The 14,289-nt window shown below is 70.5% G+C and carries 12 protein-coding genes and 2 tRNA genes; 11 read left to right on the plus strand and 3 right to left on the minus strand.

Features of this window, described 5'->3' with window-relative positions; translation table 11 throughout:
• Positions 1–149: 149 nt before the first annotated feature.
• Positions 150–563, minus strand: a complete 414-nt coding sequence (locus tag EAO75_RS24135) for an SsgA family sporulation/cell division regulator (protein WP_004002642.1) — start codon at positions 561–563, stop codon at positions 150–152.
• Between the two features lie 191 nt (positions 564–754).
• Between EAO75_RS24135 and EAO75_RS24140 the strand changes: the two genes are divergently transcribed.
• From EAO75_RS24140 to EAO75_RS24170, 7 genes are all read left to right on the plus strand, one after another.
• On the plus strand, positions 755–1,213 hold the full coding sequence (locus EAO75_RS24140; RefSeq protein WP_147997129.1) for a TIGR02611 family protein: 459 nt from the start codon (positions 755–757) through the stop codon (positions 1,211–1,213).
• Between the two features lie 87 nt (positions 1,214–1,300).
• Positions 1,301–1,372 (plus strand) — tRNA-Val (locus EAO75_RS24145).
• Between the two features lie 350 nt (positions 1,373–1,722).
• On the plus strand, positions 1,723–3,012 hold the full coding sequence (locus EAO75_RS24150; protein ID WP_147997130.1) for an ABC transporter substrate-binding protein: 1,290 nt from the start codon (positions 1,723–1,725) through the stop codon (positions 3,010–3,012).
• A complete protein-coding gene (locus tag EAO75_RS24155; RefSeq protein ID WP_187284562.1) occupies positions 3,012–4,013 on the plus strand; it encodes a carbohydrate ABC transporter permease in 1,002 nt (333 codons plus the stop codon). Before EAO75_RS24150 ends, EAO75_RS24155 begins: the two co-directional genes overlap by 1 nt.
• Positions 4,010–4,906: a carbohydrate ABC transporter permease gene (locus EAO75_RS24160; protein ID WP_147997132.1), complete on the plus strand. Its 897-nt coding sequence runs from the start codon at positions 4,010–4,012 to the stop codon at positions 4,904–4,906. Before EAO75_RS24155 ends, EAO75_RS24160 begins: the two co-directional genes overlap by 4 nt.
• A 13-nt stretch (positions 4,907–4,919) precedes the next feature.
• Positions 4,920–5,519, plus strand: coding sequence for a hypothetical protein (locus EAO75_RS24165; protein ID WP_147997133.1), 600 nt, complete (start codon positions 4,920–4,922; stop codon positions 5,517–5,519).
• Positions 5,520–5,623: 104 nt separating this feature from the next.
• Positions 5,624–8,359 (plus strand): Tat pathway signal sequence domain protein, encoded by a 2,736-nt coding sequence (locus tag EAO75_RS24170; protein WP_147997134.1) that lies wholly within the window; start codon positions 5,624–5,626, stop codon positions 8,357–8,359.
• Between the two features lie 69 nt (positions 8,360–8,428).
• Here EAO75_RS24170 and EAO75_RS24175 read toward each other — a convergent pair whose 3' ends face one another.
• A complete protein-coding gene (locus EAO75_RS24175; RefSeq protein WP_147997135.1) occupies positions 8,429–10,864 on the minus strand; it encodes an SCO7613 C-terminal domain-containing membrane protein in 2,436 nt (811 codons plus the stop codon).
• Positions 10,865–10,964: 100 nt separating this feature from the next.
• Here EAO75_RS24175 and EAO75_RS24180 point away from each other — a divergent pair, with 100 nt between their 5' ends.
• Both EAO75_RS24180 and EAO75_RS24185 read left to right on the plus strand, forming a co-directional pair.
• The gene (locus EAO75_RS24180; protein WP_147997136.1) at positions 10,965–11,423 is read left to right on the plus strand and encodes an SRPBCC family protein; all 459 of its coding nucleotides are present in this window, start codon (positions 10,965–10,967) and stop codon (positions 11,421–11,423) included.
• 39 nt (positions 11,424–11,462) lie between these two features.
• A tRNA-Val gene (locus EAO75_RS24185) sits at positions 11,463–11,534 on the plus strand.
• Positions 11,535–11,574: 40 nt separating this feature from the next.
• On the opposite strand, the gene EAO75_RS24190 is transcribed toward EAO75_RS24185, so the two are convergent.
• Positions 11,575–12,300, minus strand: coding sequence for a 3'-5' exonuclease (locus EAO75_RS24190; protein ID WP_147997137.1), 726 nt, complete (start codon positions 12,298–12,300; stop codon positions 11,575–11,577).
• A 168-nt stretch (positions 12,301–12,468) separates the two neighbouring features.
• Between EAO75_RS24190 and EAO75_RS24195 the strand changes: the two genes are divergently transcribed.
• The gene (locus EAO75_RS24195; RefSeq protein WP_147997138.1) at positions 12,469–13,035 is read left to right on the plus strand and encodes a DUF4365 domain-containing protein; all 567 of its coding nucleotides are present in this window, start codon (positions 12,469–12,471) and stop codon (positions 13,033–13,035) included.
• Entirely contained in the window at positions 13,032–14,261 is a 1,230-nt protein-coding gene (locus tag EAO75_RS24200) for a hypothetical protein (protein WP_147997139.1), read from the plus strand. The genes EAO75_RS24195 and EAO75_RS24200 overlap by 4 nt, the downstream gene beginning before the upstream one ends.
• Positions 14,262–14,289 lie beyond the last annotated feature (28 nt).

The raw sequence follows: 14,289 nt of genomic DNA on the forward strand, positions 1-14,289 counted from the left end.
CCTCTCGCCCCACGGCCCCCGTCACCCGCATGCGCACCAGCGCCGCCCCCGCGGTGCGGAGACGGCGCTGCTGTGTGCCGTATGCGGTTGTCTTGGCCCGAGCCGTCTCCCCGAGTCGACGGCGCCGGGCGGCTTCGTGGGGCCTCGCCCTAACTTTCCGCCAGGATGTGAGAGAGCTCCTGATCGAGGTCGAAATGCCGATGCTCCGTGCCGGGAGGCACGGCGGCATCCGTCCGCTTCAGGAACGACTCCAGAGCGCGTGCGGGCGCCTCCAGCAGCGCCTCGCCCTCCGGAGAGCTCAGGGCGATGCAAACGACGCCCTGACCATGACTGCGCGACGGCCAGACGCGGACGTCGCCGGTGCCGGTGGGCCGGTGGAGGCCCTCCGCGAGGAGGTCGCGGGCGAACACCCACTCGACGGTCTCCTCGGCTCCGGTGTGGAAGGTGGCGTGCACGGCGTAGGGGTCGGCCGTGTCGTACCGCAGGCCTGCGGGGACAGGCAGGGAGGACTCGCTCGACACAACGAGGCGCAGGTGCAGCTCGCAGCTGACCGTGGTGTTCATAAGCGCCAGGGCCTTTCGCTCAGTGTGCGCTCGGGGATTCGCACGTCGGCGAAATCGACATGCCACCTACGGTGCCGTTGTAAACCCCTCTGAGTGTTTTGCGTGCCTTTACGTAACTCTTCCGGCCGAGAACCGGTTCGCGAGGTACGACCATTCCGGTGACTCGTTTCGGTCCGGTAGGGTTTGGCCGTATGAATACGGGGAGTAACGAGCCGGGCGAGGTTGCCGTGGCTACCAACGAGGTCGAAGTGGATGGTGTGAAGGACGACGGCGAGCAGGGGCTCGGGTCGAGAGCGCCGGAGTTCGTCAAGGCGCGTAGAGCGCTGCATCTGAGCTGGCAGGTGGGCGTTTTCATCATCGGCCTGGCCATAGTGGGCGCCGGCATCGTCCTGCTGCCGTTGCCGGGTCCGGGCTGGGTGGTCATCTTCGGTGGCATGGCGGTCTGGGCGACCGAGTTCGTATGGGCCCAGCTCGTGCTGCGCTGGACCAAGCGCAAGGTCACCGAGGCGGCCCAGAAGGCCCTCGACCCGAAGGTGCGGCGCCGCAACATCATCCTGACGTCGATCGGCCTGGTGATCGTGGGCGTGATCCTCGGGATCTACCTGTGGAAGTTCGGCATCGTCATGCCCTGGAACATCAAGGACCAGTGATCCGCGAGGGGGTGCGGACGTCGGCCGGGGCGGCTTCGCGCTGGTCACACGCACCCCCTGACATGGGGTAATGTTCTCCGTGCGCCCGGGCGATTAGCTCAGTGGGAGAGCGCTTCGTTCACACCGAAGAGGTCACTGGTTCGAACCCAGTATCGCCCACCCGGATCCGACGGCCCGTCTGCGACAGTGCAGGCGGGCCGTCGGCGTTTGCGCGTCGTGCGCCGTCTCGGAGCGGCGACATCTCCGGCCGAGGCCGCCCGGCGAGGTTCCCTCCCCGGGCGACGCCGTACCCCGTCAACTCGTCGGCGACCGCACACCCCTCACCTGCGACATCGCACCCTCGACCCGGTCCGCCCGCCCTCACGGGCCGTCAACTTGCCACGCGGGCCCGCGAGAAATTCCTGTCCGAATCATTGACGCACCCCGAGGCCCTCCGTAGCTTGTGCCAGCAAGCGCTTACTTGAAACGATTCATGCAGGCGGCAACGACGCTGCGGGGAGGGCCCGACTGTGGGAACCAACAGGAATGTCGACAGGCGCACGATCCTGAAGGCGGCCGGCGCCACGGCGGCCACACTCGGGCTGGCCGCGACCACCGGATGCGGGGGCGACGGGGGAGCCTCCGCCGACGGGACGGTGACGATCCGTTACGCATGGTGGGGTGCCGAGGACCGCGCCGAGCGGATCAACAAGACCATCGATCTCTTCCACAAGAAGTACCCGAAGATCAAGGTCAAGACGGACTTTCAGCCGTACACCGACTTCTGGAAGAAGTTCAACACGCAGGCCTCCGGGGGGAATCCGCCGGACGTGTTCCAGAATGCCATTGGATTCCTGCGCAAATACGACGCGAAGAATGTTCTGCTCGATCTCAGTGAGCAGGTCGAGGCCGGCAACCTCTCCATGGACGGCTTCCGCGCGGGCCTGGACAAGTTCGGCGAGATCGACGGAAAGCTCCTCGGTGTCCCGGTCGGCTCCAACTCCATGGCCCTCGTCATCGACAAGCCCGTCTACACCAAGGCGGGCGTCAAGCCGGAACAGGGCTGGACCTGGGACGACTTCGACGCGGCGATGAAGAAGATCCGCGACAGGGCGGGCCGCGCGGGCGACAGCGGCATGTACGGCGTCATGTACCTCTACGACCTCTACCTCCGCCAGAACGGCAAGGCCTTCTTCACCGAGGACGGACTCGGCTTCACCGACGCCGATCTGACCGACTGGTGGACCAAGGCCGAGAAGGGCGTCAAGGAGGGCCTCTACGCCGACGCCAAGAAGGTCGCCCAGATCAAGCCCAAGTCGGCCGTGTCCGCCGAGCTCGCGGGCAGTGAGTTCACCTGGGACAACTTCACCATCCGCTACACCTCCGAGGGCAAGAGCGAGTACGGCCTCGCGCCCATCCCGACCACCGACGGCAAGAAGACCGGCCAGTACCTCGGCTCCCTCATGCTCAGCGCCTCCAAGCGCACCGAGCACCCCAAGGAGGTCGCCCAGTTCATCGACTTCATGGTGCACGACCCCGAGGTCGCCAAGATCATGGGCTACGACCGGGGTGTGCCCGCCACGCAGGCCCAGTTCGACGCGTTCCAGCCGACGGACGAGGTCAACAAGGCGATCGCCGCCTACGAGACGTCCCTCGTCGAGTCGGGCGTCCTGGAGCCCATCACGCCGCACCCGAACGGCGCCGACATCTGCGAGGCGGCGTTCCTGCGCATCGCAGAGGAACTCGCCCTGGGCAAGCGCTCGGTCGACGAGGCCGTCCAGCAGTTCTTCACCGAGTCGAAGACGGCTCTCGTCGTCTGATGGGAATGACCGTGACACACGCCCCTGCGATGGAGGGCCTGACCCAGGACTCCGAGCCGCGGCACGGACCGGTGAAGCCCGAGCGACCCGCCGCCCTCAAGCGGCGGGTCCGCCGGGAGAACCTGGCCGGCTATGCCTTCATGTCTCCCTGGATCGCCGGGTTCCTGCTGCTCACCGCGGGCCCGATGGTCGCCTCGCTCTACTTCGCCTTCACCGACTACAACCTCTTCGACGCGCCCAAGTGGATCGGCCTCGACAACTTCTCCGAGATGCTCGGCGATCCCCGCTGGCGCCACTCGGTGCAGGTCACGCTCTGGTACGTCGTCGTCGGCACGCCGCTCAAGCTGCTCGCGGCCCTCGGCGTGGCCCTGCTTCTGGCGCAGAAGCGGCGCGGGCAGGCCTTCTACCGGGCCGCCTTCTACGCCCCGTCGCTGATCGGCGCGAGTGTCTCCGTCGCGATCGTATGGAAGGCGATCTTCGCGGACGACGCGATCGTCGACCGTACGCAGAAGGTCTTCGGGATCGACGTCGGCGGCTGGACCGGCGACCCGGACCTGATCATCTACAGCCTGGTGGCGCTCACCGTCTGGCAGTTCGGCGCCCCGATGGTCATCTTCCTCGCGGGTCTCAAGCAGGTCCCGCGGGAGCTGTACGAGGCGGCCGAGGTCGACGGGGCCGGCAAGCTCCGGCGGTTCTGGAGCATCACCCTGCCGATGATTTCCCCGGTCCTGTTCTTCAACGTCCTGCTGGAGACCATCCACTCCTTCCAGATCTTCAGCTCGGCGTACATCGTCGGCGGCGGCGCCGGAGGCAACGCCTGCGGTCCGGCCGACGGTTCGATGGTCTACACCTGCTACCTCTATGTCCAGGGCTTCGAGAACAGCCGGATGGGGCTGGCCTCCGCCATGGCGTGGATGCTGCTCGTCGCGGTCGCTCTGGTGACGGCGGTGCTGTTCTGGTCCCAGAAGCGCTGGGTGCACTACGAGGAGGGCGCCCGATGACCTCCCCATCGGCCACCGAGATCGAGCCGGCCCCCTCCGCGCGGGCCGGGGCGCTGCGCCGCAGACTGCCCGGGTCCGTCACCTGGCACCTCGGGTCGCTGCTGATCCTCGCGGTGATCCTCTACCCGGTGATCTGGGTCATCGGCGGCTCCTTCAAGAAGAGCGAGGACATCGTCGGCAGCCTGGACCTCTTCCCGGGCGACCCGATCGTGTCCAACTTCACGAGCCTCACCGACGGCATCGCCGACATCTCCATCTCCACCTTCTTCCTCAACTCGCTCTTCCTCGCGGTCGGCTCCGTGATCGGGATCGTGGCGTCCTGCTCGCTGACCGCCTACGCCTTCGCGAGGATCAGGTTCGCGGGACGGAACCTGCTGTTCACGCTGATGATCGGCACGCTCCTGTTGCCGTATCACGTACTGCTGATCCCGCAGTACGTGCTGTTCCGCAACATGGAGATGATCAACACCTACACCCCGCTGCTGCTGGGGAAGTACCTCGCCACGGAGGCGTTCTTCGTCTTCCTGATGGTGCAGTTCATGCGCAACCTGCCCAAGGAACTCGACGAGGCGGCCCGGCTCGACGGCTGCGGACACGTGAGGATCTACTGGTCGATCATGCTGCCGCTGTGCCGGCCGGCCCTGATCACCAGCGCGATCTTCACCTTCATCAACTCCTGGAACGACTTCATGGGCCCGCTGATCTACCTCAACGAGCCCGACAAGTACACCGTCTCCCTCGGCCTGAAGATGTTCGTCGACCAGGAAGGGGTGGCGAACTACGGCGGCATGATCGCCATGTCGCTCGTCGCCCTGCTGCCGGTCCTCGCCTTCTTCCTGGCCTTCCAGCGGTATCTGATCGACGGCATGGCGACGTCCGGACTGAAGGGCTGAGGGGGCGGTCACGATGAGCCAAGCGCGCGTGAAGGCCCGTACGCCGGCCACGGAGTCCGTGTTCGCCGAGCGGTTCGGCGTGTTCGCCGAGTGTCTGCTCACCGGTGTGTGGATCGCGGTGGCCTCCCTCGGCGTGGTGACCTTTCCGGCCGCCTTCGCGGCCGGGGCCCGGCATCTGCGGCGCCGAATCGGTCACCAGAGCGGGGGTCTGCGGGAGTTCGTCGCCGACTTCCGGGTGGCCGTGCGCGGCGGGTGGGCCGTCGGGCTCGCCTGGTGGGCGGTGGTGGCCGCGGTCCGGGTGGACGTGCAGGCCGCGCGGGCCGGGATTCCCGGGGGCCCGCTGGTCGGGGCGATCGGGCTGCTCGCGCTGATCGGTGCCGTCGTGGCGCTGTTGCGGGCTGCGGCCTCCTGGACGCCCGACGCCGGCTGGCGGGCGCTGCTCGCGGGCGCCGGGCGGCGTACCGTGCTCGACCCCGCCGGGTCCTTCCTGGTCATCGGCGGGCTGGCCGTCGTGGCCGCCTCCGCCTGGTTCGCCGCGCCGCTGGCGGTCCCCGTCCTGGGTGCCGTGGCGGCGGCCGCCGTCGCCGTGGAGGAGCGGTACCGGCACCGCTGAGCGGCGGCGCCCCACACGAAGTTCCCAGGTCGGCGCCCCGAGCGCCGTACCTCTCTCTGTCATGCCCTTGACCACCCCTCGCATCCGCACGGAAAGGAAAGGCCATGTCCCCCATCCCCCGCAGGTCCCTTCTCAAGGCGGCCGCGGTCGCCGGAGCCGCCGCGCAGTTCAGCTGGGCACCAGGGGCGAAGGACGCACAGGCCGCGCCCGCAGCCGAGGTCGCCGACGCGGATCCCGTGACCCTGGACTGGCTGGAGGACGGCGGCCTCGGCGCCGCACCCGGCTCCACCGTCGGTGTCCCCTGGCCGAAGGGCGCGTACCAGCAGGACCAGACCTTCGCGCTGACGGACGCCGACGGCAAGGCCGTACCCGTGCAGTCGTGGCCGATCGCCTACTGGCCCGACGGCTCTCTCAAGTGGACGGCCCACGCCGTGAGTTCGGGCACCGGCAAGCTCACGCTGAGCCCCGGCCAGGCCACCGCCCCCGCCAGGAAGGTCACCGTCGACAAGAGCGGCGCCAGCGTCGACGTCTCGACCGGCGTCATCACCGCGAGGATCGGCAAGTCGGGCGCGACCCTCATCAAGTCGGTCACCCGAGGCTCCACGGAGATCGCCAGAAACGGGCGGCTCGTGCTGATCCGTCAGCCCGAGATCGAGGACGAGGACCAGGGCGCGGTCAGGACCGAGCGTTTCGAAGGTGCCATCTCCGAGGTGACCGTCGAGCAGGAGGGCCCGGTCCGGGCCGTGGTCCGCATCGACGGCAAGCACCGCAAGGGCAACCGGAGTTGGCTCCCGTTCTCCATCCGCCTCTATTTCTACGCGGGCGCCGACTCCTTCCGCATGGTGCACACCATCACCTTCGACGGCACGCAGGAGCCGGGCAAGGCGAGCGGCGACTTCATCCGGGGTATCGGCGTGCGCTTCACCGTGCCGATGAGAGATGAGTCCTACGACCGCCACATCCGCATCGGCGGCGAGGGCACCGGCATGCTCCGCGAGGCCGTCAAGGGCATCACCGGACTGCGCCGCGACCCGGGGGCGGCCGTACAGGCGGCGCAGTTCGCGGGGGAGAAGCTGCCCGACCCGGCCACCTGGGACCAGCGGGTCACCACCCGCCTCCAGTACATCCCCGAGTGGGGCGACCACACCCTCTCCCAGCTCTGCGCCGACGGCTTCACCCTGCGCAAGCGCACCAAGAAGGGCCACGGCTGGATCGGCGCCGGCGGCGGCAGGCGGGCGTCCGGATTCGGCTACGTCGGTGGCGTCAGCGGCGGGCTGTCGTTCGGGCTGCGGGACTTCTGGGAGAAGTACCCGGCCCAGCTCGACATCCGCGACGCCCACACCGACGAGGCCGAGGTCACCCTGTGGCTCTGGTCGCCCGAGGCCCAGCCCATGGACCTGCGCTTCTACCACGACGGCATGGGCCAGGACACCTTCCCCGAGCAGCTCGAAGGCCTCAACATCACCTACGAGGACTACGAGCCGGAGTTCGGCACGCCTTACGGCATCGCCCGAACCTCCGAACTCCTCTTCTGGGCCAACGAGTCCACGCCCTCGGCCGAAGCCCTGGCCCAGCAGGTCGAGGCCGTCCGGGTGTTGCCGCAGCTGGCCGCCTCGCCGGGGCAGCTCATCAAGGCCAAGGTCTTCGGGCCGGGGCTGTACTCCGAGCCGGACCGCTCCACGCCCGCCAAGGCGAAGATCGAGGACCACCTCGACTTCCTCTTCACCTACTACAAGGACCAGGTGGAGCAGCGCCGGTGGTACGGCTTCTGGGACTACGGCGACATCATGCACACCTACGACACCGTCAGACACCAGTGGCGGTACGACATCGGCGGCTACGCCTGGGACAACTCCGAGCTGTCGCCGGACCTCTGGCTCTGGTTCGCGTATCTGCGCTCCGGCCGCGCCGACATCTTCCGCTTCGCCGAGGCGATGACCCGGCACACCGGCGAGGTCGACGTCTACCACCTCGGCGAGTGGGCCGGCCTCGGCACCCGGCACGGCGTCCAGCACTACGCCGACAGCGCCAAGCAGCAGCGCATCGCCAACACGACGTATCGCCGCTACTACTACTTCCTCACCGCCGACGAGCGCGTCGGCGACCTCATGCACGCCAACGTCGACTCCGACGAGACGTTCCTGGTGCTGGACCCGATCCGCAAGATCCGCACCGAGCCGTACACGCCCGACCGGCATGCGCTGTCGATCGGCTTCGGCACGGACTGGAGCGGGCTGGCCTCGGCGTGGCTGACGGAGTGGGAGCGCAGGGGCCCCAAGTGGGAGAAGGCCAAGGCGCGGGTCCTGTCGACGATGGAGACGATCGCCGCCCAGCCGAACGGGTTCGTGCAGGGCAGCGGCCTGTACGACCTCGACACGGGCAGGTTCGCGATCGCCGCGGGGCCGGTGGTCGGGGTCTCCCACCTGTCCGCGGTGTTCGGGCTGAACGAGCTGTGCGCCGAGCTCATCGATCTCGTCGACATGCCGAAGTTCAACGAGGCGTACTTCGATTACTGCCGCTACTTCAACGCCACCAAGGCCGAGCAGGCGGCGCGTTACGGCTCCAACTTCGGTTCCCTGCTGCTCTTCCAGGGGCACTCGCGGCTCGATGCGTACGCCGCCGTCCGCACGGGGGACGAGAAGCTCGCCACGCGCGCGTGGGAGAAGTTCTACAACTCCGACGGGTATAAGGAGTCGGCGCCCTGGAAGACGGAGGAGCTGAGGGGGCCGGCTGCCTTGGTTCCGGGCAGTGAGGCCGCTTGGGTGTCGACGAACGACACGGCGCTCTATGGGCTCGCGGCCATCGAGAACCTGGCGCTGCTCGGAGACAGGATGCCGTAACGGTTTGCGGGGAACTGCGGGACCGTGGTGGCTGGTCGCGCAGTTCCCCGCGCCCGTTGGGGCGGCGTTTCAGTGCATGTTGCCCAGGAAGTCCCGCATCCTTCGGGCGTCCCTGAGGCGCTGCTCGTACGTCGCTCCGATGGCCAGCAGGAGCAGGCCGGCCAAGGCGGGCGGCACCCAGCGGGGGAGCGCGTCCGTCACCTGGACGATGTACGGGGCGAGTTCGTGCAGGGCGTCCAGGGCGAGCACCGTGCCGCCGAGCAGCAGCGGTGCCTTGAGGTGGTGCTGGGCGCCGAGCAGGGTGACCGCCAGGGCGGCAAGGCCCAGCAGCAGCGGGCGCGTCCAGTGCGCGTCGCCCCAGGCCGCGAGAAGGCTCGGCACGAGGGTGGCGGCGAGGCCGGGGCCGTACGCCGACCAGGACGAGGCCTCGGGGTCGCGGCGTCTGCGCAGGGCGCCGACGAGCAGGGCCGGGACGGTGACCGGCAGCGTGTACGCCTCCGGCGTCCCGATGTCCCAGGCCGCCAGGCGCACCCACGTGGCCAGCACGAACAGCCCGGCGGAGGCGTAGGCGACGGGCCTGCGCTCGGGGCGGATCGCCGTACCGGCGGTGATCACACCGCACAGTGCCAGCACCAGGGCCACCATCGCCAGGTCGGCCGAGGCCGCGGCCAGCCCGACCGCGAGCAGCGCGGCGAGCGCGCCCGTCACCTCGACCGGGACCGTCGCCGGCCCGTCACCGAGCCGCGCCGCGAGCAGGGCCGCCGCCACCGGGACCGCCAGGACCGGCAGGGCGATGTACTGCGGCTCCCAGCCGGCCGCGGCACCTGCCGCGCACGCCAGCCCGGCGGCGTACGCGAGCGCGGTCGGGGCCGTGACCGGGGCGAGGTGCGGCTTCCAGGAGGCCGCCGCGAAGAGTGCCGTCAGCGCGGAGAGCACCGAGAGTGTGGCGGCTTCGGTGGTCAGGGAGAGGAAGGCGAGGGGGAGGGACGTCAGGAGGGCGAGGACCGTGGCGGTCGCGCGAGGGGTGGGGAAGGCGACTGGGGAGGCCGCCGCGGGCTCCTCCTGCGTCTCAGGCCGCTCGGACGGCCGTATCCACATGGCTGCCGCGAGCGCGCCGACCGTCGTGATCCCGAGAGCCACCAGGCCCACGGCGTAGGGGACTTCGAGCACTGCCGGAAGTACCAGCGCCGTCGCCCACGCCAGCGACGCCGCACCGGTCAGGGCCCGGGGCCGCCACACCGCGTCACGCACCGCGAGGAGCAGTACGACCGCGACCACGGCCAGGACGACGGGCACCGTCTCCGCGTCCGGCGGCCATGGCGCGTCGACCGTCACCGCCTCGCGCATGCCGTCCGGCGCCCCGGACCACACCTGCTCCGCCCAGCCGAGAGGACCCACCAGCGCGACCCCCACCAGCGGCAGCGTCCACAGCAGGGCGAGCCCCTGTACGGCCGCGGAGGCCCGCGTGAGCCCGGCGCGCACCGCCTCCGGCAGCCGGTCCACCCGGACCGCCGCCAACAGGGCGATCCCGCACACCAGATACGCCGGAACCGTCCACGCCCCCGGCAGTGCGGAGCGGGCCGTGCCGCCGAGCGCGGCGACCGTGAGGGCACCGGCGGCGACGGACAGGCCGAGCGCCTGCTTCGCGGCGACCTCCTGCCACGCCGCGGTGAGCGCGATACCCGCGGCCAAGAGGAGGAGCGCCGCCGCACGGGCGGCGGCGCTCGGGCCGGTGGCCGTCCAGGACAGCCAGCCGGCGGCCCATACGCCCCACGCGCCCATGCCGTACGCACCGATCACGGCGGTGATCCGTACGGACCCGGCGGGCACCCGGAGCGCCACACCCGCGTCGAACCCGGCCGTCACCAGCACGGCGGCCGTGATCGCGAACAGACCGGCGTCGGCCGCCACCGCCCACAGGGTGAGCGGGAGTTGGGCGGCGGCCAGTGCGGCGGGCAGGGGCAGACGCAGTTCGGAGGTGCGCGGCAGCAGACCGTACGCCGTCCACAGGGCCGCGAGGACCGCCGAAGCGGCGGCGACGTAGCCCGTGGTGTCCACGTCGGCCAGCGCGGCCTCGTGCAGTGCGTAGGCGTCGAGCACGGTCAGGGCCAGGCCCAGCCCCGCCACCGACTCGGCCGTCGAGCGCAGCCCGCGCTTCAGCAGCGGCACCGGCGCGGCGAGCACCGCCGCCGTGACCCCGCCGAGTACCAGGGCCCGCCCGGCGATCCCCATGTGCCCCCAGCTGACCAGCGTGAACGCCATCGCGGCGATGGTGAGCAGGACACCGCCCAGCACCAGCAGGACGTTCTGCACCCGGGGCGCCGAGGCCTCGGGGCGGGGCGGTGCGACGGGCGCAGGAGACGAAGCGGCCTGGGGCGCCGCCGCTTGCAGCGCGGTGACCAGCCAGGCCCGGCGGTGCAGCAACTGGGCCCGGCGGGCGTCCAGTTGGCGCAGTTCGAGGTCGAGGAGCCGCAACTCCTCGGCCGGGGGCGGAAAGTGCGTCATGCCTGGAGTGTGGTCCGTGTCACGCCGGACGGCATGAGTGCGCGTACTCAGAACGTACTCAGACAGGGCACAAACCCGCTGACGGGGGCAGACTCGGCCCATGGACTGGAGCCACTACCGCTTCCGCAGCCTGTGGGCCCTGCCCGCGCCGCCCGCCGCCGTCTACGACGCGCTGCAGCAGGCCGAGGGCTATCCCCGCTGGTGGCCCCAGGTGCGTGCGGTGAACCGGATCGACGACACCAGCGGTGTGATCACGATCCGCTCCCTCCTGCCGTACGCCATGACCTTCACCGCGCGCGAGGTGCGCCGGGACCGCGAGGCCGGGGTGCTGGAGATCGCCATGAGCGGGGACATCGACGGCTGGGCGCGCTGGACCCTCACCGCGCACGGCGACGGGACCCTGGCTCGCTACGACCAGGTCGTCGACGTGAACAAGCCGCTGCTGCGGCGTCTCGCCGTACCCGGGCGGCCCGTCTTCCGCGCCAACCACTGGCTGATGATGCGCTCCGGGCGGCGCGGACTGGCCGGGTACCTGGCCGGTGGCCGGCAAGCGGTTTGAAGGAAACGCGAAGGGACCTGTATTGTTCACTGCGTTCCCGGGCGATTAGCTCAGTGGGAGAGCGCTTCGTTCACACCGAAGAGGTCACTGGTTCGAACCCAGTATCGCCCACCGGGAAAAAGGCCGGTCCGCCGTAGCGGACCGGCCTTCTTCATGCCGCCGCCGGCAGGTCCGGGCGCAGCGGCCACGCCGGGTCCACCGCCTCCTCGCTGCCGCTGCGGGCGAACCACGCCTGCAGGCCACGTGCCTGTGCCGCGTGCCACACCGCCTGGAGCGTGTGCAGTTCCGCGGGGGACAGGCGCTCCAGCCGGGCCGCGAAACGCCGGCCCACCGCCCTTACGACCTCCAGCGAGGCCATTGCGTCGGCCGCCGCGTCGTGCGCGCCGTCCAGCGTGACGCCGTAGTGCGCGCACAGGTCCGTCAGCGTGCGGCGGCCTTTGCGGTAGCGGTCCAGATGTTTGTCGAGGACACGCGGGTCGAGCACCAGCATGGGCGTCGTCTCGAACCAGTGGTCCAGGGACGACGCACGATGGCGGCGCAACTCGCGGTCCAGCAGTGTCAGATCGAACGGTGCGTTCATCACGACTATGGGCCGGCTCACCGCCGCCTGTCCGGCCAGTTCCTCGACTATCTCCTGCATCACCGGCGCCGGCCAGCGGCCGTTGCGCTGGAGATGATCCTCCGTCAGTCCGTGTACTGCCGTCGCCGCCTCCGGCACCGGCACGCCCGGGTTCACCAGCCATTGCGTCACCCGCGGCCGGGCGCCCGGGGCGTCCTGGACGACGACGGCCGCCGAAACGATCCGGTCGGTCTCGACGTCCACGCCTGTTGTCTCCGTGTCGAATGCCGCCAGCGGGCCTTCATACCAGCACGCCATACCTACACAACCCCTCGTTCACCCACGGCAGCTGACGTACCGTCTTCTGCCCGTTTGGTGATACCCGGGCCGTTTGCGGCGTACGCCGGAAGGACACAACAGGAGTGCGGGTCTTTGCAGTTCAGCGGCCCGGTACGGGGATTCACCTGGCGTGGAAGGCTGTTGGTCATGGCGATAGCGCAGCCCGAGCGGGGCGGGCTGCTGCCCGAACGCACGGGCCCCCATCGCGGTTCACTCGCCACTACCGCCTGCATGGAGACACTGCAGGTGGGCTATCTGCACGCCGTCGCGGCGGCGGCCGGCTGCTCACTGTCCCAGCCATTTCCGGACAACGGCATCGACTGGCACGTCAGCCACAGCGCGCCCGGCCACACGGTCGACGACGAGGTCACCATCAAGGTGCAGCTCAAGGCCACCTATCAGATCGCACCCAACCCGCCGGGCCGCTTCTTCTCCTTCACGCTCGACAACGACCATCTGGCGAAGCTCGCCCGCACCCCGGTCTCGGTGCACAAGATCATGGTCGTGATGATCGTCCCGCGGTCGCAGGAGCAGTGGCTGCGCGCCGGCCACGACCGGCTCGACCTGCGGCACTGCTGCTACTGGGTCAACCTGGCCGGACACCCGATCACCGGGCGGCGCCGTACCACCGTACGGGTGCCGACCTCACGCATTTTCGACGACCGGGCGCTCTGCGAGATCATGACGCGGGTCGGGACGGGAGGCAAACCATGACGCATCGCCCCCTGGAGGAACCGGTACGACCAGCGAGGCCGCACCCGGTCGACCCGTCCTGGGAGCGTCCCCCCGAGCCCGGCGAGGTCGACCCCGCCGTGCTCAGCGCCCTGCTGCACCGGCACGGCTGGCAGCGGCGCGGGGGAGCGGCCGGGCGCTACGGCCGCTGGACCCCGCCCGGCCCGGGGAGCAACGGCACCAGCCTGCTCGTCCCCGAATCCCGCGCCTTCCCCGACAGCGACGACCTGCTCGGCGAGGCGCTCGTCGCCCTGTCCCGCAGCGGCATGCCCTCCGCACGCGAGGTGCTGGTCGGACTGGCCGTGCCCAGCGACGAGGTCCGCTGGTGGCGGGACGCACCGAGCGGGCCGGCCGGTGCCGCGCCCTGGACGGTCGAGGAGGAACTGCGCACCGCCGCCCGCCAGATGCTCCTCGCCGCCGCGCTCGCCACGCGCGCGCGTGCCGGCTACTACGGCGCCCGGCACCGCCGCTCGGCCGCCGCCATGCTGGAGAGCGTCCTCGTCGGCTCCGGGGCCGGTGGCCACCACCTCGCCGCGTTCGTGCCCGTCGGTGCGGGGCGCCCGCTCGCCGTCCGCCTGCACCAGGCGCTGTACGCCGCCCGCGAGGCCATCGACTACCAGCGGGCCACCGGCGGCATGGACGCCTTCGACGGCGCCGTCGAAGCGGGCGTCAGCCGCGAGCTCACCGAAGCGCTGGTGGCGCTGGTGCGCGGCACCGAGGGCGCGCGCATCGCCGTCGACTGGGCCCCCGCGGCCGGGGTGCCCGCGGACTGCGCGGCCGGTGTCGAGGCCGTCGAGTTCTCGCCGGGCGACCTGCCCGTGCTGCGCGAGGCCGCGGCCCGCTATCTGCGCGAGGAGCCGTCCGTGCCGGTCCGGATCACCGGCGCGGTCGTACGCATGCGCAGGTCGGGGCCGCGCGGGGAGGGCACCGTACGGCTGCGGGTCATCGCGGGCGCCGAGGTGCCGCACGTCCGGCTCACCCTCGACGAGGAGGCGTACCGCATAGCCGGCCACGCCCACCTCGTCGGGCTGCCCGTACGCGTGCACGGGCGCCTGGAGAGCCGGGGCGGCTTCCGCAAGATCACCGGGGCCACCGGGGTCGTGCCGGTACAGGTGGACGAGGCCGAGCGGGACCGGCTGATGAAGTCGCTCCAGGAGGATCTGGACTTCTTCGAGGAGGCGTGCGGCGGGGACGAGCGGGAGGACTGACGGGCTGAGCCGGTGGGCCGAGGGTGAC

This window comes from Streptomyces sp. UW30, from assembly GCF_008042075.1.
In the GTDB taxonomy this organism is placed as follows: domain Bacteria; phylum Actinomycetota; class Actinomycetes; order Streptomycetales; family Streptomycetaceae; genus Streptomyces.